This window comes from Periweissella cryptocerci, assembly GCF_004358325.1.
GTDB lineage: Bacteria > Bacillota > Bacilli > Lactobacillales > Lactobacillaceae > Periweissella > Periweissella cryptocerci.
This window is the reverse complement of the sequence record NZ_CP037940.1, coordinates 2,291,717-2,314,174: the sequence shown is the minus strand read 5'-3', so window position 1 is coordinate 2,314,174 and position 22,458 is coordinate 2,291,717. Positions and strand designations below refer to the sequence as shown.

General features: G+C 42.0%; 19 protein-coding genes. 1 reads left to right on the top strand and 18 read right to left on the bottom strand.

What is annotated here, in order from left to right; translation table 11 throughout:
- Positions 1-376 precede the first annotated feature (376 nt).
- The 5 genes from EQG49_RS10130 to EQG49_RS10110 form a co-directional block, all read right to left on the bottom strand.
- Entirely contained in the window at positions 377-1,561 is a 1,185-nt protein-coding gene (locus EQG49_RS10130; RefSeq protein ID WP_133363870.1) for an iron-containing alcohol dehydrogenase, read from the bottom strand.
- A gap of 667 nt (positions 1,562-2,228) precedes the next feature.
- A complete protein-coding gene (locus EQG49_RS10125; RefSeq protein WP_133363869.1) occupies positions 2,229-2,771 on the bottom strand; it encodes a hypothetical protein in 543 nt (180 codons plus the stop codon).
- Positions 2,771-3,169, bottom strand: a complete 399-nt coding sequence (locus tag EQG49_RS10120) for a hypothetical protein (RefSeq protein WP_133363868.1) — start codon at positions 3,167-3,169, stop codon at positions 2,771-2,773. Before EQG49_RS10120 ends, EQG49_RS10125 begins: the two co-directional genes overlap by 1 nt.
- A 22-nt stretch (positions 3,170-3,191) precedes the next feature.
- A complete protein-coding gene (gene lplA, locus EQG49_RS10115) occupies positions 3,192-4,202 on the bottom strand; it encodes a lipoate--protein ligase (RefSeq protein WP_133363867.1) in 1,011 nt (336 codons plus the stop codon).
- 74 nt (positions 4,203-4,276) lie between these two features.
- A complete protein-coding gene (locus EQG49_RS10110; protein ID WP_133363866.1) occupies positions 4,277-4,714 on the bottom strand; it encodes a universal stress protein in 438 nt (145 codons plus the stop codon).
- A gap of 729 nt (positions 4,715-5,443) precedes the next feature.
- On the opposite strand from EQG49_RS10110, the gene EQG49_RS10105 reads away from it, so the two are divergent.
- Entirely contained in the window at positions 5,444-6,622 is a 1,179-nt protein-coding gene (locus tag EQG49_RS10105) for an IS110 family RNA-guided transposase (RefSeq protein WP_133363865.1), read from the top strand.
- A 158-nt stretch (positions 6,623-6,780) separates the two neighbouring features.
- Here the strand turns inward: EQG49_RS10105 and nusB are convergent, their stop codons facing one another.
- From nusB to mutS, 13 genes are all read right to left on the bottom strand, one after another.
- Positions 6,781-7,224, bottom strand: a complete 444-nt coding sequence (gene nusB / locus EQG49_RS10100) for a transcription antitermination factor NusB (protein ID WP_133363864.1) — start codon at positions 7,222-7,224, stop codon at positions 6,781-6,783.
- Positions 7,224-7,661, bottom strand: a complete 438-nt coding sequence (locus EQG49_RS10095; RefSeq protein WP_133363863.1) for an Asp23/Gls24 family envelope stress response protein — start codon at positions 7,659-7,661, stop codon at positions 7,224-7,226. The genes nusB and EQG49_RS10095 overlap by 1 nt, the downstream gene beginning before the upstream one ends.
- Positions 7,662-7,772: 111 nt before the next feature.
- Positions 7,773-8,339, bottom strand: a complete 567-nt coding sequence (gene efp / locus EQG49_RS10090) for an elongation factor P (RefSeq protein ID WP_133363862.1) — start codon at positions 8,337-8,339, stop codon at positions 7,773-7,775.
- A 131-nt stretch (positions 8,340-8,470) separates the two neighbouring features.
- Entirely contained in the window at positions 8,471-9,835 is a 1,365-nt protein-coding gene (locus EQG49_RS10085; protein ID WP_133363861.1) for a DEAD/DEAH box helicase, read from the bottom strand.
- Between the two features lie 29 nt (positions 9,836-9,864).
- Positions 9,865-10,812, bottom strand: coding sequence for a DHH family phosphoesterase (locus EQG49_RS10080; RefSeq protein ID WP_133363860.1), 948 nt, complete (start codon positions 10,810-10,812; stop codon positions 9,865-9,867).
- A gap of 139 nt (positions 10,813-10,951) precedes the next feature.
- Entirely contained in the window at positions 10,952-12,079 is a 1,128-nt protein-coding gene (gene dinB / locus EQG49_RS10075; RefSeq protein WP_133363859.1) for a DNA polymerase IV, read from the bottom strand.
- Positions 12,080-12,742: 663 nt separating this feature from the next.
- Positions 12,743-13,105 carry a preprotein translocase subunit YajC gene (yajC, locus tag EQG49_RS10070; RefSeq protein ID WP_165964868.1) on the bottom strand — a complete coding sequence of 121 codons (363 nt, stop codon included), beginning with the start codon at positions 13,103-13,105 and terminating at the stop codon, positions 12,743-12,745.
- Positions 13,106-13,258: 153 nt separating this feature from the next.
- Positions 13,259-14,404, bottom strand: coding sequence for a tRNA guanosine(34) transglycosylase Tgt (gene tgt / locus EQG49_RS10065; RefSeq protein WP_133363857.1), 1,146 nt, complete (start codon positions 14,402-14,404; stop codon positions 13,259-13,261).
- A 57-nt stretch (positions 14,405-14,461) separates the two neighbouring features.
- On the bottom strand, positions 14,462-15,496 hold the full coding sequence (gene queA, locus EQG49_RS10060; protein WP_133363856.1) for a tRNA preQ1(34) S-adenosylmethionine ribosyltransferase-isomerase QueA: 1,035 nt from the start codon (positions 15,494-15,496) through the stop codon (positions 14,462-14,464).
- A 30-nt stretch (positions 15,497-15,526) separates the two neighbouring features.
- Positions 15,527-16,546, bottom strand: coding sequence for a Holliday junction branch migration DNA helicase RuvB (ruvB, locus tag EQG49_RS10055; RefSeq protein ID WP_133363855.1), 1,020 nt, complete (start codon positions 16,544-16,546; stop codon positions 15,527-15,529).
- A 128-nt stretch (positions 16,547-16,674) separates the two neighbouring features.
- Positions 16,675-17,271 (bottom strand): Holliday junction branch migration protein RuvA, encoded by a 597-nt coding sequence (gene ruvA, locus EQG49_RS10050; RefSeq protein ID WP_133363854.1) that lies wholly within the window; start codon positions 17,269-17,271, stop codon positions 16,675-16,677.
- A 170-nt stretch (positions 17,272-17,441) separates the two neighbouring features.
- Entirely contained in the window at positions 17,442-19,484 is a 2,043-nt protein-coding gene (gene mutL, locus EQG49_RS10045; protein WP_133363853.1) for a DNA mismatch repair endonuclease MutL, read from the bottom strand.
- 165 nt (positions 19,485-19,649) lie between these two features.
- Positions 19,650-22,271, bottom strand: a complete 2,622-nt coding sequence (gene mutS, locus EQG49_RS10040) for a DNA mismatch repair protein MutS (protein WP_133363852.1) — start codon at positions 22,269-22,271, stop codon at positions 19,650-19,652.
- Positions 22,272-22,458 lie beyond the last annotated feature (187 nt).

Here is a 22,458-nt window from a genome sequence, read left to right as displayed (position 1 = left end):
GGCAAGATGTGTGAAACGCATATTTCCGCTGAGGATGAGATGAGGACTCTTGGGGATTTATTCCCCTAGAGTCCCAGCTTATCCGAGTTTGCCAAGACCGTACTTCGGCTTGGCAATGAGCTTCCAACGCGGTGCGCCAAGTAATTTACTGGCACGCAATGGCCAAGTTTATTCAATCCCACGTCAGACGAAATAGGACTGTATCAATAATCTCCCACTAAGCAAAAAAGCGCAACACCTTTGATTACCAAAGGGCTCCGCTTCTTTTCTAATATATTCAAGGACTGGGGATGTTTTTTCATCCCAGCACTAATCCTAATTCCGTTTATTTTAATGACTAGAACTAAGAAAATTGCCGGCCATTAAAAGTCACATCTTAGAGATCGATTGAAAATTCTTCTGAAGTTGCACGGTACAAAGCTTCAACATCAGCTGGTGTCATTTTAGCGTAGGCGTTCTTATCAAGGGCATCAATGCGAACTGCTTCGGCTGCCATTTCAGCAAACTTAGTGTCTTCTTCAATGCCAAGACCTTGGAGGGTCATTGGGATATCTAATGATGCAAAGAAGTCGTGAGTTGCCAAGATTGCTTCCTTAGCAGTCTTCATCTTGTCATCATTCTTAATTCCCCAGACATTTTCACCGTATTGAGCGAACTTATCAACCGTCGTCGCATCCAAAGCAAATTCCATCCAACGGGGCGTTAAAGCAGCCAATCCAGCACCGTGAGTAATATCGTAGTATGCTGATAATTCGTGTTCAATTGGGTGCACAGTCCAGCCGTTCTTCTTACCCTTACCAGTTAAACCGTTCAAGGCAAGTGATGAGGCCCACATCAAGTTAGCACGCGCATCGTAGTTAGTTGGATCTTGCATTGCGATTGGGGCGTTCTTGATGACTGTTTTCAAGATACCTTCAGCCACGAAGTCTTGAATATCAGTGCCTTCAGCGCGGTCAAAGTATTGTTCAAACAAGTGTGACATGATATCAGCTGAACCAGCCGCAGTTTGCCACTTAGAAACAGTAAACGTGTTTTCTGGGTTCAAGAATGATACTGCTGGAATTAAATTCCAGCCAGTTGTTCCCAATTTTTCATTCGTGTCAAAATTAGTGATAACTGCATTCCGGTTCATTTCAGTCCCGGTTGCAGAAAGAGTTAAAATATCAACCAATGGTAATGCTTCGCCCACCTTGCTTGCATCCTTAACTAAGTCCCAGGCATCGCCTTCGTACTTAGCACCGGCAGCAGCAACTTTGGCGGCATCAATAACTGAACCACCACCAACGGCCAAAATCACGTCAATGTTGTTTTCGTGTGACAACTTAACGGCTTCACGGACTGATTCGATCCGGGGGTTAGGTTCAACACCACTTAATTCAGTAACATTTAAGCCGGCCAATTGAGCAAGCACTTGGTCGTACAAACCAGACTTCTTAATTGAACCACCACCATATATGAACAATACATTGTTACCAAATTGGGCAACAGAGTCGTGTAAAGCGTCTAATTGGTCCTTACCAAAACGAATATCAGTTGGTACGTAAAAACGGAAATTTTCCATGAGTTAATTACATCCTTTATAGTTGTTATCTATATAATAACGCTTAGAGGGTACTCCAAGGCAAGTATTTTTTACTGATGCGTGTTTAGTAATCAAAACTGGCCACTGTTAATGCTAAAATCGTGGACAACTACCCGCAAACTTAACGCGAGCAGACACCATAGTATCCCCCCCGTCTGTTGGCATTTTCAAATAAAAGGCCCTCTTCCGTCCGACGTGGGATTCTCATTTCTGTACTTTTGTTTAAGCGTACTTACGTATCACGGAATATACCTTAGGCACTAGTTTGAGCACATCACAAAATCAGGGATAACTAATTTTGTTGAATCTACACCCTATCACTTTTTTGCCAGTTTGAGTATTATTACTAACTAACGGAGTGCCGGCAAATTGCTTGGCGGGCGCAGCCTTTACACCACGACTGGGGTAATATGTGTGTAGCACATATTTCCGCTGAGGATAAGATGAGGAGTCTTAGGGATTTATTCCTTAGAGTCCCAGCTTGTCCGAACCGACCAAGACCGTACTTTGGCTTGGGAGGCTGCTTCCAGCGTGGTGCGCCAAGTAATTTGCTGGCACGTAGTGGCCAATTTTATTCAATTCCATATCAGACGAAATAGAGCAAAATAAAAAAGATCGAAATATAAATTATCTCGACCTCTTGTGCTTATTTAGCTCGTTTTGGTGTTTCTGCTGTCTCTTGGCTTGCTTCTGGTTCATCATCTGTCGCATCAATTTCTTCAACGACAGGTATTAAAGTTTCCCAACCACCCGCGTTGATGAGTTCCAATTTTTCATTGAAGAAAGTAGCAATTTTAGCTTTAACAGAATCTGCATCATCTAAGTAGGCCGCAACTGAAGCTGCAAAATCAATAAACAATCCAGATTGCGAAACCAACTTACTTTCAACAATCATGTACACGTTAATTTCATTATCAACAGTTTCGTCAATCAACTTGTTCATTGCATTAAAATAGCGCAATGGTAAGTTGATAGCTGCGGTTTCAAGACGCAAACTAATAGTATCTTCGGGTTCAGGGGCATCGATGATGATTTCACCTTGTGCTAACTTATCAGCGCGTAATTGCTGATCAAAGAAGTTAAACAAATCATCCAAGTTAACGGCAGCTTCATCGGCAGCCGTCACTGACCATTTTTCAAAAGCTTCTTCTTTTACCGCGGTTAAAAATTCTTGTCCATCCATTTGCATTACTTCTTACCCCCTTGTTTGTGATAAACGCCTGCTTCTTTGCGGAACCAGAAGGCTGAGCGTGCCCAGAACACTTGCATTGCGATGCCGGCTAATAATAATAGCGTCGCAAAGAGCTTCATCCCAACACCATAACCAGCTACCGTACCCCAAACTTGGGCAAAACCTGAAATGAACGTCAATAAAATCAAAAGCATCCCAAAGGCTTGTAAGTAGATGGCCATTGGCATTCCAAAACGGATCAAAGCCAATGAAGCCACAAAAATTACAACCATGACAACTACTGACGCCCATGGCGATGCCTTAGTGTGCAATGATAAGATAATATCAATAATCACAAAGATAATCAGGGCCGCAAGCCCATAGCGTGTTGCATCTGCTAAACTATTTTTTTCCATGTATAACACTCCGAATTTATTATTATGCTAATAAGTCTAAAACTTGTTCTTCGCTAATTCCTAAGAAATATTGCTGCAAATCAACTGTTACCAACACCGCTTGGATACTTGAGCGATCATACCGGATTCCAGTTAAGCGGTCGGCTAGTTGACTTGCTTCTTCAGGGCCAAAGAAATCGCCAAAAAAAGTTAACTGTTTAATAATACCATTTTCAACGTTTAAACGGGCATCAATCGTTCCAGAATCAAAGTGTTGGCGCTTTTTTACAGTAAATGCCGGTGAAGCACCATATACCCAATCCCAATTGTTGTACACATCTTGATATATCTTTTCAATTTTTGCTTCTTCATCCGCACTAATATTAACTTCATGTGCTTTGATTTCAGCTAAATCATCTACTTTAAACATATGGCGGAGTAAGTTATCACGGAAATCAGGGACGTCAATATCACGGTATTTAGCATCTAAATATGGCTTTAAATTGGTCACCCGCGAACGGACGGATTTAATACCTTTGGAAGCAATTTTGTCTGCGGGGACATTGAGTGCATTTGTGACTATATCAATGTCAACATCTAGCATCAATGTTCCATGGGCAAAAATTTTACTACCATGCTTAAACATCGCGCTGCCAGAAAATTTCTTACCATCGACCAACATATCATTACGCCCTGAAACTTCGGCATCAGTTACCCCCATCTCATGTAGCGCATCAATAATCGGACTCACAAATGATTTAAAATCACCAAATTTTGCATCCTTGGTATCAAGCACAAAACTAAAACATAAATTACCAAGGTCATGATAAACGGCACCGCCACCACTCCGACGACGTGTTACTACAATGCCATGCTCGTCGATATATTTTTGATTAATTTCTTCCTGCGTATTTTGGTTGCGCCCAACAATGATACTTGGTTCTTCGTAATAGAACAGCACCAACGGTTCATCAAAATCACGGTTGTACATTAAATATTCTTCTGTAGCTAAGTTACGCCGAATATCATGACTAGGCATTACGTAATAGTACATATTCCAACCTCCTTTTTGTGTAAATAAACAAAAAACCGTAACTAACACTAATGTGCTCGTTACGGTTTACTTAATTACTTCACGATTAGCACGTCAGATACAGCTGAACGCGTTACGTAGCTAGTTACTGAACCAACTACCAAACGTTCAACAGCGTTCATACCAGTAGTTCCAATAACGATCAAGCCGTTCTTGTGGTCACGTGGAAATTCGTTAGAAATAACAGTCTTTGGGTTACCAAAACGAACGTGAATTTCAACATCTTTCACTCCGGCGTCTTGCGCCTTCTTTTGGTATTCGCGCAATTGTGATTCAATGTCATCAACCATCTTGTAAATGACATCACCAGAAACTGCACCACCGTATCCGTCAGCGAATTGGTTGATTTCCAATACGTTCAAAATGTCCAAACGTGTTTCGTTACGCTTAGCAACTTGAATTGCAGTATCTAAAACTGCTTCAGTAGCTTTTGAGCCGTCGACTGGTGCTAAAATGTTTTCATAAACTTGCATATGTTTCACCCCTAGTTATGTTTAATATCTTGATTACTATTATACACTTTAAATATTGGCGTGTAAGCGATTACTTTGTGAAATTTCCATGAATTAAGCTGAATTTTGTTTGAATTGTGAGCTAATTATCCCAATTTGTCCCAACAATTATTCAAACCACGGGGTTAATCTAATTGTAAGTGGCGTAGATCCAGTATTTACGTTGGTGTTTCTCGATCATATTTTGGATTATGCAAAACTAACTCGATTCTAGTGTGGAATTATCATTTCTGTACTTTTGTTTAAGAATACTCACGCACCACGGAATATACCGTAGGCACTAGTTTGAGCACATCACAAAATCAACGATAAATGATTTTGTTGAATCTACACCCTACGACTGTTTTTTTGAGTATTATTCCTAACTAACGGAGTGACGGTAAATTGCTTGGTGGGCGTAGCCTTTACACCGCGACTGGGAACTAGTCTGTGCTTATGCCTGCGAACCGGCAACGCAAAAAACTCTCCTGAGCTTCCAGCTCGTAACCCAGGCCGCAAATCGATATAATTAGTCGAAGGCTATTTTATGTAAGTCGTTCGTTTAATGGTGCCTAAGAGCCCGTGCAAAAAACTGACTGTCTTCGGTTTTGAGATTAACCCAATGTCGCCTCGAGCACGAAATAAAAATTACACATTTTACTTAACCGAGACAGGTTAGCCTTCACATCAAATTTATGGAGGTGTTTTACTATGGATGTCGCACACACTCACGTATGCGGGATAGATGTTCATAAGAAATCTGTCTCGGTTTGTTTATTGATTGGTGTTTTTGATACCAACCGCCCTAAGAAACTACAGAAACCATTCGATACAACTGTTGCCGGTCTTAAACAGTTAGCTGAATGGCTTGATGATCATGAAATCGAATTAACAGTCATGGAAAGTACCGGTCAATATTGGCGTCCGGTATGGACCGTTTTAGCGCAACATTCATCTACGACATTACGTTTAGTCAATCCACAGCATATTAAATCCATTCCGGGACGTAAAACGGATATTAAGGACGCCCAATGGATTGCGGAACTTAGTAGATGTGGGCTGATTCGTCCAAGTTATGTACCAGATATCAAAACAATTGAATTACGAGAATCAACGCGCTTAAAGAAACGGATAACGCAACATCAAACGGTGGTAAAAAATGAAATTCATAATATTCTTGAGCGTTCCAATATCAAGCTAGCATCGTTTATCAATGATATATTTGGTGTTGCCGGTTCTAAGTTCATTGAACTATTAATGAATGGCGAAGTAGTGACGATGGAAAAAGTTCAGTCAATTATGTCAAAACGTATGAAAGCTAGTTCTGAAGAAATTTATGAGTCACTACAAGGAATATTGAGCATGAATGATCGCATGTTAATCTCAATTCAATATCACTTATACGAAGTGTATCAAGAAGAAATCGCCAGTCTTGAGGCCCAAATCCAACATCAGATGATTGTTGATCAGGAATTACATGATCGCTTAATGGAAATTCCAGGAATCGGTGCTGGTACTGCCGCGGTTATTTTGGCAGAAATTGGAAATAATGTTGATAGTTTTGAAAGCGAAATGGCGTTAGCCTCTTGGACAGGCTTGTGTCCTGGCAGTTATGAATCAGGTGGTAAGACATATGGGTCTAGGACAACACGTGGAAATCCGCATATTAAATCAGCCTTGGCACAGTCCGCAATAACAGCTAAAAAGTGTAAGGATACGTATCTTTCAGCATGGTGTTACAGATTACAATCACGAACCAGTAAGGCTAAAGCCAATATAGCCTTGGCGCACAAGCTACTACGAATTATTTATCAGATGATCAAGACCGGTGATCACTTTGATGAGCGCAAACTAAAAGGCTGGAGATTCCAGAGGAATCACCCAGCCTAATAAAATGAATTAACCAAATTCGCTTCACCTATATTATAAGCTAGGAGAAGAGTTTTTGCGCATTTTTTGACTTACATATTCAGGCTCATTCAAATTTTGAGGAGTTATTTACAATAAAAAACGACACACCTGTAACCGGTCTGTCGTTTTAAAATTAATTATTCAGCAATGTTTTCGTGTAAAGCTTTGTCCAAAACTGCATTGATAAACTTCCGCGAGCTTTCATCACTAAAAGTTTTCGCCAAGTTCAAAGCTTCGTCCACAACTACCTTAGCAGGCGTATTCGCTGCATCACCGTAGTTAAGTTCAAAGAAAGCAATTTCCAAAATAACACGATCAGCTTTAGCTAAGCGCGCAAAAGTCCAACCATCAGCCAAATGTTGGCTGATCATCACTTCAAGTTCGGCTTTGTATTCAAGTACACCATTAACCAAAGTAATTAGGTAATCAGGTAAACTTGCTTTTTCATCTTCTGCATTGTCAGGTGCAACATCTTCCATAACATCATCATATAATGATGCCATATCGGCTTCAGGGTTACCTGCCAAAGCAAATAAAGTTTGGAATGCTTTTTCACGGGTTTGGTGTCGGGTCATCGTCACTATGCTTCACCTACTTCTTCTTGATCATCGGCGAACAAGTTGTTTGGATCAAGCTTGTTAGTAACCTTCTCAGGAACAACGCCTTCAACGTGCACGTTAATTTCAGCTACGGCTAATTCAGTCATGCTGCTGATTTGTGACTTAACGTGTTCTTGTAACTTCAACGCTACCTTAGGAACACTAACACCGTATTCCAAGAAAACGTAGACATCAAAAGTCAGTGCGTCATCAGTGACCGTCAATTTTACGCCCTTACCGTGCGCCTTGTGTCCAAATAATTCTGAAACTTGGCTACCAAGCGAACCGCGCATCCGGTAAACACCATCAACCTCGTTGGCGGCAATTCCCGCAATTACTTCAAGAACATCAGGGTTAACTTCCGTCTTCCCGAGCACCTTACCATCATTAGCAAGGACAATATTTGTATCTTCTGCCATCTCAGTTTCCTCCATCGTGTTACTAGTAATCGACCACTAGCCAATGTATTCTTCTTCATTATACCAAAAAAGCCACTCGTAAACACGAATGACTTTTCTATTTAGCAAAAATTATGCACGTGACTTGTATGCGCCACCGTTATCAGTGTTAATGATAAGCTTGTCGCCTTCGTTAACAAAGTCAGGTACTTGGATAGTCAAACCAGTTTCCATCGTTGCTGGCTTACCACCACCATTGGCAGTAGCTCCCTTAATTGATGGTTGAGTTTCCTTAACAGTCAAAGTAACAACCTTTGGAAGTTCAACACCCAAAATTTCGTTACCAAAAGTAGTAACAGAAACTTCCATGTTTTCTTGCAAGAACTTCAAAGCGTCTTGAATGTTTTCAGCTGGCAATTCAAATTGGTCGTAAGTTTCAACGTTCATGAAGACGTGTTGAGTACCTTCGGCGTACAAGTAAGTTGCCTTTTGAGTAACGATGTCAGCAGGAACAAGCTTTTCAGAAGTGTTTGAGAACGTGATGTCGTTAACGGCACCAGTACGCAAGTTCTTCAAAGTTGAACGCACGAAAGCTGAACCTTTACCAGGCTTAACGTGTTGGAATTCAATAACACGCCAGATTGCGTTGTTATATTCAATAGTCAAACCAGTTTTTAAATCATTTGGTGTAATAGCCATGTTTAATTATCTCCTTAAGATAAGTACTTCTAAAATATTTTACCAGTATCACAGGCATTCGACAACTAATAAATGCTCAAAAAGCAACTTGTTAGCGGTTTTAAACGCCTTTGTCTAAATTACTAAGAAAATTAACGCTTCTTCTTAGCGCCTTCTTCTTTGTTAGTCTTCTTACGAACTTTCATTGCTGTCCGTTCGGCAATCCGACGGTCCATTTGGTCTTTACGTTTGATTGCTTGGTTGATTTGGTGCTTGTAGCCAGGCTTAATCTTCTTCTTTTTCTTGGCAATTAAACCAATCATTGTTGGATCAAGCTTCTTTTGCGTCTTCTTACGATTTGTCCGACGGTTACGGTTGTATGAATCAACGATTTCACCGTTCTTGATATCCTTAGGGTTAAATTCAACGCCAAGGTCTTCAAGTTCGGCCACGCGCGCATCATCACCAGGCGCGTATAAGGTAATCGCTGTCCCATCCATTCCGTTACGGCCAGTCCGACCAACCCGGTGAATGAAGAAATCAAGGTCTTCAGGAATACCATCATTAATAACGTGTGAAACCCCTTCAATATCAATCCCACGTGCAGCTAAATCAGTTGCCACAACGAATTGGAAATCAAGGTTTTGCACTTGCTTCATCACACGCTTACGTTCACGCGGTGCAATACCCCCGTGAATCGTTGCAACTTTCATTCCTTGGCTCTTCAAGAAGTGCGTCAATTCATCGGCACGTTCCTTCGTGTTAGTGAAAATCAATGCCAAATATGGTTGCCCAATTGTCAATAACTTCAAGATGATATCATTGTTTGATGAACCCTTCGTTGAAATCAACCAGTTATCAATTGTATCTGAAATCACGGTTGTTACAGGAATTTCTTCCACCACTGGGTTATCAAGATACTTACGCAAGAATGGACGCAATTTTTCTGGAATTGTTGCTGAGAAGACCAACATTTGGAGTTCTTCCGGCATTGCTCCGGCAACCGCATCAACTTCAGGTAAGAAACCTAAGTCCATTGTCATATCAGCTTCATCGACAACCAAAGTCTTCGTCAAGTGCACATCAAGGGCTTGCGTCTTTAACAAGTCGGCAATCCGACCAGGGGTCCCAATCACAATTTGTGGTTGATGACTTGCAAGTTGCTTAACTTGGCGTTCCTTATCCGTCCCACCAACGAAGTTACCAATCCGGATTTCTGGTGAAACATGGGCCGCAATTTGCTTAGCTGCGGTATAGATTTGTTGTGCTAATTCACGTGATGGCGTTGTAATCACCGCTTGAACTTGATCAAGTTCTGGTTTCAACGCATTAAAAATTGGGAGCAAGAATGTGTGGGTTTTCCCTGAACCAGTTTGTGATTGCCCAATTACTGAACGGCCTCGCATCACAACTGGAATCAAACGTTCTTGCACAGCCGTAGGAGTCTTGAAGTTAATTTCATCAAGTGCGGCTAAGATTTCTGGTTTTAAATTAAAATCAGTAAATTGTGCTGTCATTTAATATTTCCTTTCTTTTTTAAACGTGCTTATTTATTCGCCCGACGAACTGCACGATCCAGTTCATCAATAATATCATTCACTTCATCCATATCACGTGCCCGGGCCCCTGAAGCTAATGGGTGACCCCCACCATCGTGATGGCGCGCAATTTTGTTAATTGTAATACCTTTTGACCGCAACCGAACGCGATAACTATGGTCATCTTGTTCTTCAAAAATGACCCAAGTTTTGATGGAATCAATTCGTCCTGGTAGCGGAACCACAAAAGCAGTTCCCGCATCACCAAGTTCAAAGGAAGCCACCAATTCATTTGATAAGACCATGTAGGCCACACCTGAATCCAGAATTGTGATGTGTTCGAAAACATAACCTGATAACTTAGCTGCTGCTTCACTGATCGAATCTAGGGTTTGGTTAACCGCAATAATATCAAAATCATACTTAAATAATTCTGACACTACCCGCATAGTTTCACTATCAGTTGAATATAAGAAGCGGCCAGTATCACCGACGATGCCGGCATACATCACGCGCGCTGCTTCATCATTAAGTTTTAACACACCATTTGATGCTTCAGCTAGTTCATAAATCATGCTTGAAGTTGAACTTGCACCAGCGATAATCCATTGCAAATCCCCATATGGTTCATCGTTTGGATGGTGATCTATCTTGATTGTTTCAACACCGTAATCGAAGCGACGGTCATCAATTCGCGGTGCGTTGGCAGTATCGGTAATAATGACGAGCGCGTCATCGTACGCTTCATCAGGAATTTCATCCATTTGGGCAATCCATGCCAAACCAGGCACTGTTTTCCCGACGGTATAAACTTTCTTATCTGGGAAAGAATTACGGATTACTTCAGCTAAACCAACTTGTGAACCAAAAGCATCAGGATCTGGTCGTTGGTGGCGATGAATGATAATCGTATCGTATTCTTGGATTTTAGCAATTATTTGTTCTTGCACGGTCATGCGATTTCTCTTTTCTATAATACGGTTCTCTGCTACTTAAATTCCAAACACTTAGGAATCAATAGTAACCAATGAGCACACTAAGCAATTAGTATACCCTATTTTACGCTACTTCGGGCGTTTCAATGGGAATTTTGCGCTAGTTTTCAAGATTTCTATCATTTCGTTCAAAAAGTGGTAAGCTAATATTTTCAAATTCAAGGGGTGCGAGGGTCGTCATTGTCACCCCTAGTAATCGAATTGGCTTTTCAATGCCCCCAATTTCTTCAAATATTCCTTGCGCTGCGAATAAAATTTGCGCCACATCAACGGGATAGAAATCAGTCTGTGTCACCCGTTTAGTTACGGTTTCAAAATCACTATAGCGGACTTTCACCACGAGTGTTTTACCATGTCGTTGATGGCGTTTTAAACTTGCCACTAGTTTTTCCACAATGATTTTAAATTCGGTATCCACCGCTTGTTGGGTAGCTAATTCGTGATTAAACGTTTCTTCCTTACCAATTGACTTGCGTTCACGTTGCCATTCGACAGGTCGATCATCACTCCCACGAACACGTCGATACAATTGGTAGCCTAACTTACCAAATTTTTGCATCAACTCACTTTCTGAGCGTTTCAATAAATCAGCCCCAGTCATAATCCCTAACTCGTGCATTATTGGCACGGTCTTTTTACCAACGCCACGAAAATCTTCAATCGGTAGCTGACTTAAAAACGCCACCGCATCACCAGGTAGGACAAATGTTGCTCCCGCTGGTTTATTATATTCCGAAGCTAACTTTGCGATAAACTTGTTATAACTCACCCCAGTTGAACTAGTTAGGTGCAGTTTTGCCCAGATTTCTTGCTGTAACTCATGCGCTAATTCCACGGCACTCTCGATGTGTTTCTTATTCTCAGTCACATCCAAGTACGCTTCATCAAAAGCAATCGGTTCGACAATATCCGTATATTCATGAAAAATTTCATGAACTTGGGCCGAGGCTTCCCGATACTTATCAAAGTTTGGCGTTAAAAAAATACCATTTGGTGCGAGCTTTTTTGCCTCAGCTGAACTCATGGCTGAGTGTACGCCAAGTTCACGGGCAACATAATTGGCCGTCGCCACGACCCCTCGTCCACCGGTTAGTTTGGGATCCCGTGCTAAAATCAACGGCTTATCTCTGAGACTTGGATCATCACGCATTTCAATTTGCGCATAAAATGCATCCATATCAACATGAATAATCTTCCGGCTTGTATCAATATGTAAAGGAATTTCCATCTAAGTTCGCCCTTCAATTCAGATATTTATGTATTGTTTGGCTCAGCTAGCCAAGAATCTGAAAAAAGCGACTCCATTAGTTGCCTTAATCATGCTTAATAATTTTAACGCATTTAACCCATTTTTAAAACACTTGTTCGGTTTTTATCTAACCATCGTGTTGCTTTAAAGCCGACGCTGCGATGCAACACGACATAAATGTTCTATTTATTCTAGCGCAGGATTGTCGTTTCTGTACTCTTCAATCATCGAATTACTCAGGTTATATTGTCACTGTATTTTCCATACTACTGAGGTCTGTGAATGGTAATTGTATTCACTAGTTGGAGCATTATACCTAACTAACGGAGTGCCGGTAAATTACTTGGCGGGCGTAGCCTTTACACTGCGACTGGGGGAATATGTGTGCAGCACATATTTCCGCTGAGGATAAGATGAGGAGTCTTAGGAATTTATTCCTTAGACTCCCAGCTTATCCGAACTTCTCAAGACCGCACTTTGGCTTGGGAGGCTGCTTCTAGCGTGGTGCGCCAAGTAATTTACCGGCACGTAGTGGCCAGGTCTATTCAATCCCACGTCATACGAAATAGAGCCGTGGTGCTTTGAAGCCAACACAAAATAAAAAGGACCACAAACATTAAGTTTGTAATCCTTTAATTATGCTTACTTGTTGTCTTCACCACTAGCGATATCGCTAGTAGCGTCTGTGTCGACGTCAGTGATTTCGGCATCAACTTCAACTGGTTCGTCAGTTGTTGCAGCTTCTACTGATGATTCAGCAGGTACAACGCGAGCTACACCGTCAAGGTCGAAGGTGAAATAAACACCATCAGCGTCAAGTACAAAGGTCTTGTCGGCCTTATTTACTGATTCAACGACACCGTGCATGCGACCAATTGTCACTACGCGCGCGCCTGGTTGCATGTTGTCGACCATTTGTGTGCGGGCATCACGTTGCTTCTTTTGTGAGCGGTTCATCATGAAGAACATTCCACCAAACAAGACGACCATAATAATAATTTGCATTGTACCCATAGTTGTTAGTACTCCTTTTTCAGCTGTATTGCATTACCAGCATTTTTCTATAACTAATATTGTACCGTAAAAACCGCGCCATGTCGTGATATTCACAGGAAATTCACAATTTAAGTCAAGCGAAACGGCTTGAATTGGACATTTTTAGAAATTTCGCGCATTTACTTGATCAAAGCCATATTGGGCAAAGACCATTTCACGGAATTCTAGGACTTGGTCATTGGCAATCGCCGTCCGTAAATCTTCCATCATTTTCAACAAGAAGTACAAATTATGATATGACGCCAAGTTTTGCCCATGCAATTCATTTGCGTTAAACAAATGCCGTAAGTACGCACGGGTATAGTTTTGGCACACATAGCAATCACATTCATCGTCGATTGGCCGGAAATCAGCCTTATACTTACCGTTCTTAACAACTAAGCGACCATGGTGGGTCATCAAAGTTCCTTTACGCGCAATCCGCGTTGGCAAAACACAGTCAAACATATCAATCCCACGCATGGCACCATCAATCAAGGAATCAGCCGAGCCAACCCCCATCAAATAACGTGGCTTATCAGCAGGTAAAAGTGGCGTGGTGAAATCAAGGACACGATTCATTTCAACTTTTGATTCACCAACTGACAACCCGCCCACCGCGTAACCGGGGAAGTCCATTGAAACTAAATCAGCAGCGGATTGTTTACGCAAGCTCTTGAATCCTGCTCCTTGGACAATCCCAAATAGACCTTGGTCTTCAGGACGACGGTGCGCATTGAGGCCACGTTCAGCCCAACGGGACGTCCGTTCAACTGAATTTTTGACATAATCATAAGTCTCAAAGTATGGAATAGCTTCATCTAGGCTCATCATAACATCTGAACCAAGATTATTTTCGATACTCATCGCCTTTTCTGGTGAAAGGAACATCGTGTCACCGTTCAAGTGGTTCTTAAAAGTAACCCCTTCTTCTTTAATTGACCGATTGCCGGCCAATGAGAAGACTTGGAAACCGCCAGAATCGGTTAAGATTGGTTGATCCCAATTCATGAATTTGTGTAGCCCACCAGCTTCGGCAATTAATTCATCCCCTGGTCGTAACCACAAGTGGTAAGTGTTCCCTAAGATAAATTCGGCACCCATTTCTTTGAGTTCTCGGGTAGAAATATTCTTCACAGATGCTTGTGTACCAACCGGCATAAACATTGGTGTTGGGTACGTACCGTGAGGCGTGATAATTTCACCCAACCGCGCGCCGGTATGTTTGTCCTCGTGGATCAAACGATATTTAATCGCAGGTTCTGTCATTTAATCTAAACTCCCTTTTTGTATGTCAACATTGCTAAATCGCCAAACTAACTAAAATTACTTAACAAACATTGCATCGCCAAAACTAAAGAAACGGTATTTTTCATCAATGGCGTGTTGGTAAGCGTTCAAGATGTTTTCACGCCCAGTAAAGGCAGCCACTAACATCACCAACGTTGATTTTGGTAAGTGGAAATTAGTGATGAAAGCATCAACGGTTGTCCATTGGTAGCCTGGCTTGATGAAGATTTCAGTCCATCCTGAATCAGCTTGTAACTTACCATTGAACTTCGTCCCGATTGTTTCTAATGTCCGAATTGATGTTGTTCCGGTGGCAATGACACGGCCACCGTTCGCATGCACTTCATTCAAAGTATCAGCGGCTTCTTGGCTTAATTGGTAAAATTCACTGTGCATCTTGTGGTCTTCGATGTTTTCTTCTTCAACTGGGCGGAATGTCCCTAAACCAACGTGTAATGTTAATTCAACTAACTTAACACCCTTAGCTTCAACTTTAGCCAATAATTCTGGCGTCCAGTGCAAACCAGCGGTTGGGGCAGCAGCAGAACCGTTGACCTTTGAATAAACCGTTTGGTAACGTTCTTGATCCGCAAGTTTTTCTTTGATGTATGGTGGTAATGGCATTTCACCCAACGCTTCCAAAATTTCTAAGAAAATGCCGTCGTAATGAAATTCGACCATCCGGCCACCATGTTCAAGTTCTTCGGTCACAATCGCCGTCAATTCACCATTCCCAAATTTAATTTCTTGACCCACTGGGAATTTTTTGGCAGGTTTAATTAAAGTTTCCCAAGTATCACCTTCCGTATTGTTCAATAACAACACTTCAACGTGACCGTGCGTTTCTGGTTTTTCACCGTGCAAACGCGCAGGTAAAACGCGGGAATTATTCATTACCACGGCATCACCAGGGTTTAATTCAGCTAAAATATCATAAAAGTGCTTATCTTCGTATGCCCCAGTTTCGTGGTCCAACACCAACAAGCGCGAAGAATCACGTTGCTTCAAAGGTGTTTGGGCGATTAATTCATGTGGCAAATCGTAGTCAAAATCTTCAAGTTGGTATCCCATTTTTATACTTCTTTCTATTCCATGTTAGTACTATTCTTCTTCAGACCAAGCAAAGCCAAGGTGCTGATAGGCAATCCCAGCTACTACTCGACCACGTGGTGTCCGCTGTAAGAAGCCAATCTGCATCAGATATGGTTCATACATTGATTCCAGGGTTTCGGCTTCTTCACCAATATTAGCTGCTAAAGCACTAATTCCAACTGGTCCACCATGATATTGCTCAATCATTGTCGTTAATAATTTGACATCCGTTGCATCCAAGCCTTCACTATCCACATGCAATAATTTTAAGGCATAGTCAACTATTTCACGGTCAATTGCCGTTTTATCTGCCACTTGAGCAAAGTCCCGAATCCGTTTGAATAATCGGTTAGCAATCCGCGGTGTCCCCCGTGAGCGTCGACCAATTTCATGAGCACCAGATTCAACAATTGTTGTATCGAAGATTCCCGCCGTTCGCTTGACGATTTCTTCGAGATCACTCACCGTATAATATTCCATGTGCGCAACAATTCCAAAACGATCACGCAGTGGCGCTGATAGCATCCCCGCGCGGGTTGTTGCCCCAATTAATGTAAACGGTGGCAGTGGAAAATGGACTGGATGGGCAGTTGGACCTTGACCAATCACAATATCGACAAAGAAATCTTCCATCGCCGAATACAACATTTCTTCAACTTGTGTTGGCAGACGGTGGATTTCATCAATAAATAAAATATCACCGGCTTCTAATTCATTCAATAATGCAATCAAATCACCAGGCTTTTCAATGGCTGGTCCAGAAGTCGTTTTAATGCCGACTTGCATTTCATTAGCAATCACCATCGCTAATGTGGTTTTCCCAAGCCCAGGTGGTCCATATAATAAGACGTGGTCGAGTGATTCAGAACGCGCTTTAGCCGCCTGAATATATACACTCAATTCATCCTTAACTGCTTGCTGCCCAATATATTGCGATAAATATTGTGGTCGCAATGATTTTTCAAGTGACACTTCACCCAAATCCTGGACAGCTCCCGTTAATATATTTTCATCTTCATACTCATCCATAATCGCACCCTTTCTCAGTTCAGCTTATTCGCCGTTATCACGCAATAATTACTCGTGTTCACTGTATTTTTTATTTCTTTATTCTAAATTGCACACCTTACTGAATATGCACGTAGTTACGCCAGTACCTAACCCACTAATAGCTTTAAGCCTTCACTCAAATAGCTTTGCGTATCAGTTTGTGGTAACTTCGCTAATTGTTTTTGGACGCGTTTGATATCTGGTTTACCATAACCCAATGCTTCCAGCGCTGCTAAGGCATCATTTAATGCTTGTGTATCATTTGGTAATTCCATTGCTTCGTTGAACAGGTCTGGTTTAACGCCAGGAATATCTTCAAGTTTCCCCTTCAAATCGAGGACAATTTGTTGCGCCGTCTTCTTACCAATTCCTGGGAATTTAACCAAGTAATCAACGTTCTCACTTTCAACTGCTGCAATTAAAGAGCCATGATCAGCATTAGCCAAGATTGCTAAGCCTGACTTAGGTCCAATCCCAGAAACATTAAGTAACTTATTAAAGAGCATTTTCTCAGTTGCATCGAAAAAACCATACAGTGAGATTTCATTTTCACGCACAATTTGCTCAACATAAATCGTTACCACTGCGTCTAGCGCGTAACGATATGGGTTCGCTGTAAATAACTTATAGCCAATCCCACCGACTTCAACTACCACGTGGGTAGGCATCACATCGGTAATTGAACCTTTTAAATACTCATACATATGCAAGCTCCTCGTAAAAATTTTCTATGTACCATAGTAACACAAACATACGAACGTTTGTGCCACTAAAATAATATTGACCTTGTTAATCTGAAACTGCGTTTTATTACCACCACAAGGCAAGGTCAACGTTACATCGAACTTCCACTCCGTTAGCCAGTTTTCCTAAACTAATAAGGGTGGTTATCATATTCAACCCATGATTCGTGGGAATCTTGAATGCGCTTAAACATTTTTTCCATATCAGTCAGTGAGAATGTGACTACGACTGGGCGACCATGTGGGCAATTAAACGGATTTTGGGTTGTGGCTAGTTGGGTAATTAATGCTTTGGCCTGTAAATCATCAAGGTGCCAGTTCGCTTTAATTGACCTTTTACAACTCATCATAATGGCCGTTCTTTCACGGAATTGCGCAACGGTTAAACTGCCATCGCGTAAAAGCCAATCAACCATTTCACGGATAGTGGCTTCTTCTTGTCCTTCCACAAACCATGTGGGGTGTTGCTTCACGACAAATGTATTATCCCCAAATGGTTCCAAGTACAAACCGACCGCCTCCAACTCATGTTCATGATCGCGTAACTTAATCGCGTCCACCATTGGGTAATCCAATACCAGTGGTACTAACAAGCGTTGTTGGTCAGTTGCGACTTTACCGATTTCTTCACGATAATATTCATACTTAACTCGCTCTTGCGCTGCGTGCTGATCAATCAGATACAATCCGGCTGGTCCCTGCGCAAACAAAAACGTCCCAAACATTTGCCCGATATATTGTAAATCAGGGAAGCGCTCACCACCATTCGTTTGCTCATTTTCCGCCATTGTACTCAAATTTTCAGGCATCACATGTAAATCGATTTCCGTTTGTGCTTGAGCAATTGGTGCACTTTTGGCTCCGAATGCTGTGATTTTTTCATCTGCATAGCGTGTTGCAAATGATTTTACCCGCGCTGAAGCTAACTCGGCACGCGTTTTTACCACAATTGGTTGCACCGTTGCATCACTTGGTAAGGCATCTGGCAAACTTGTGGGCTTATCTTTTTGCAGGTGAGCACCATCACGAGTTCCTAATGTGTACTTCGCTGATGCTTGATTCAATTGCGTCAAGAAATCGACTGGCAAATTTTCTGAGACGGTTGCTTGGGCATCACTCGTATTAAGCTGCGGTGTTTCTTCAGCCTTCGCGTGTTCCATTAAATTCTGGTAACCATCTGGCATCAAATTAATCGAACCAAGTTTTTCGCTCACCAAACGTGTCAATAATTCCGCCAGTTCAGCTTCTTTGCTCAACCGGACCTCTTGCTTGGTGGGGTGGACATTTACGTCGACCAAGAGCGGATCCATTTTAATATTGATGACCGCCATTGGGAACCGGCCAACCATCAGCTTTGAGCCATACCCTTTAATTAGCGCTTTAGTAATGGCAAAATTTTTGATGTAACGACCATTAATCAAGACCGAAATGTATTCACGAGATGCGCGTGTTAATTCTGGTAATGACACATAACCATCAATCGTAAAATCATTATCGCTACCATTAATTGCCAGCATTTTGCGGGCATTTTGTATACCATACACATCTGCGAAAACTTGCTTTAAGTCACCATTTCCAGCCGTGCGCAATAAGTCCTTGCCATTGTGTGACAAGTGGAAAGTTACATCCGGATAGCTCATTGCCAATCGATTGACAATGTCGACAATCTTGGAGAGTTCCGTTGCTTGCGACCGTAAATACTTCAAGCGCGCCGGTGTATTAAAGAACAAATCACTGACGGTAATGTCCGTTCCTTTGCGTGCTGCCGCTGATTTTTGTTCCTTAATTTCACCGCCGCTAATGTGTAATTCATCACCGGCACCAGCGCCCGTAGAAGTCACTAACCGAACATCTGCAACTGAGGCAATACTAGGTAGGGCTTCCCCGCGAAAACCGAGAGTTCTAATCTTAAATAAATCTTGGCGGTCGTGAATCTTAGAAGTTGCGTGCCGGCGAAATGCAACTGGCACATCTTCAGAGTCAATCCCATCGCCATTATCAACAATCTGAATTGACTTGACGCCTGCTTCTTCCAATAAGATATCAATTTGGGTGGCATGGGCATCCAACGCATTTTCCAGTAACTCTTTAACGACCGAAGCTGGCCGTTCAACAACTTCACCTGCCGCAATTTGGTCGGCAAGGATCGTTGATAATTCATGAATTTTAGCCATAAACGCTCCTTTGTCGGTAATCTAATTTCAACTTGCCATTTTTTCAGTAATTAATTTAGGCTTGATTAGTCATCTCGTGTGCTAACAGTTACGCCACTAACTTGAAAGTACCCTGAAACTAGCGGCGCAAAATAAATCAGTATCTGGGACTAATCGTGTCTAAAATTATAATTTTTGTTGTAATTCAAACAGTTTATTCATCGCTTCAAGTGGTGTCATCATTGCAAGATTAACACCCTTAAGTTCATTGATAACAGCCGCATTTTTAGGATCAACTACTTCATCGCTAAATAATGCAAGCTGCTCATCATGGACTGGTTGGGGTTCCGGTGTGTTTACGACCGCAACTACCGGTTCAACTGCCACTGATTCAACTTCAACTGTGGCAGAACTCATTGGCAACTCATTAGCACTATCTTCGAGATGCTCTAAAATTGTTGATGCCCGTTGCAACAGCACATTAGGCATGCCAGCTAATTTAGCCACATTAATCCCGTAACTTTGATCGGCTGGACCAGCTTCCATCTTGTGAAGGAAGACAAGGTTCCCATTCTGTTCAATTGCACCCACGTGGGCATTTTGTAATTGAGGTAATTCATCAGCTAAAACCGTCAATTCGTGGTAGTGCGTGCTAAACAAGGTTTTGGCGTGTACGTTATTATGCACAAACTCAATAATCGCTTGGGCAAGTGCCATCCCGTCGTAAGTTGCCGTTCCACGACCTAATTCATCAAAAAGAATCAATGATTTATCGGTGGCGTTTTTCAAGGCATTGTTGGCCTCAGCCATTTCCACCATGAATGTTGAGTTCCCCGAGATCAAATCATCAGCCGCACCAATACGCGTGAAAATTTGATCAAAAATCGGCATGGTGGCCGCTTCAGCAGGCACAAATGAACCCATTTGCGCCAAAATTACAATTAATGCTAACTGGCGCATGTATGTCGATTTACCTGACATATTAGGTCCGGTGATTAACATAATGGTTTCATCCGTTGGCATTACGACGTCATTTGGTACATAACTTTGGCGGCCCAGAACTTTTTCAACTACGGGGTGCCGGCCTTGGGTAATATCCAAATCATGCCCCTTCGTGAACAATGGTTTCACAAAATGATACGTTTCAGCTACGACCGCAAAACTTTGCAGGACATCGAGTTCGGCAATTGCTTTCGCAAGGGCTTGTAACCGTGTGATGGCGGCTTTAACCACATCACGAACTTGTGCAAAGATTTCGTATTCTAGCACCGTTGATTTTTCTTGGGCTTCTAAAATTAAAGCTTCGCGTTCCTTTAGTTCAGGCGTGCTGAAGCGTTCCGCATTGGTTAACGTTTGTTTGCGTTCATAACGATTCGGATCAAGCTTGGCAATATTTGATTTAGTAACTTCAATATAGTAACCAAAGACACGATTGTAACCAATTTTTAAGCCATTAATGCCTGTCGCTTCACGTTCTTTGGTTTCCAATTCGGCTAGCCATTGTTTACCGTTTTTCATGACATCACGGTATTGATCCAGTTTTTCTGAATAGTTGTCCTTGATGATACCCCCATCGGTAACAGACAGTGGTGGTTCATCGGTTATCGCCGCCTCAATTAACTCAGCAACATCGGCAACTGGATCAAGCTTTTCCGTCAACGCATTGAACACTTGGTTATCCAGATTGGCTAACACGGCTTGCAACTTAGGAACTTGTAATAAACTACTCTTTAGTTGCACCATATCGCGCCCGTTCACGGAACCAAATGCGACCCGCCCAGCCAGTCGTTCTAAATCGTATACTTTAACTAACTCGTCTTGTAAACTTGCGCGTTCAAAATAATTGTCCAATAATTGACTAACTTTAGCCTGACGTGCTTCAATTTGGGTGCGGTCAATCAATGGCCGGTCTAACCATTGCTTCAACATCCGACCACCCATTGCAGTCTTAGTTTCATCCAGTAACCACAACAGTGTCCCTTGCTTTTTACCGGTTCGAATATTTTGTGCTAATTCCAAATTGTACCGACTATTATGATCCATTTTCAAGAAAAATGCTGGTTCATATGACACGACTTTTTGGAGGTGATCCAGTGAACGTTTTTGCGTAACCGTCAAATACGTAACTAAGTGCCCCACTGCTTGTTTTTCCAAATCGCGCGTTAAGTCTTGACTAAGGTAGCTCAACTCAGCGGTAGTCACAATGTCTGCTTGGCTAGAAATCAGTAAGCCGAGTTTCTTCAAGGTTGCGATGAAATCATCAGTGATTGAGTTATCCACCACAATTTCTTTGGCCTGTAAGTTCATGACCTCATTAATCACGCTGTCAGTCGAAGCTAAAACCGTTGCCTTCAATTCACCGGTTGATAAGTCAGCATACGCTAAGCCAAATTCATCCCCGACACTGGTCAATGCTGTAATGTAATTATTCTTTTTGGCATCGGCACTACCAGTATCCATCTTAGTTCCTGGTGTCACTAACTGAACTACGTCACGCTTAACCATACCTTCAGCGAGCTTCGGGTCTTCCATCTGTTCGACAATCGCAACTTTATAGCCTTGATCAACTAAAATATCGATATAGTTTTGCGCCGCATGGTGTGGTACACCGGCCATGGGGATGGGATTGTCAGCGTTCTTATTGCGCGTGGTCAAGGTCAGTTCAAGTAGTTGAGCCCCTTTAATCGCGTCATCATTAAATAATTCATAGAAATCACCTAACCGGTAGAACAAAAACGCATCGGGATATTTTTCCTTGATTGCATTATATTGTTGCATCATTGGGGTTTCTTTTACTGTTTTTGCCATGCGCATCGCCTTTTCATTTTGTAGTGTAATAGTAGTATTCTAGCATTTTTTCGAATTAATTTCAGCCCCGCTTGTTTTGGTATTTCTCGTCGCACGCTAATAATCCCGATTTCCACCTTACTGGAATTAAAGAGCAATCGAACTTATTTTGTGATGTACTCAAACCAGTGCCAAAGGTATATTCCGT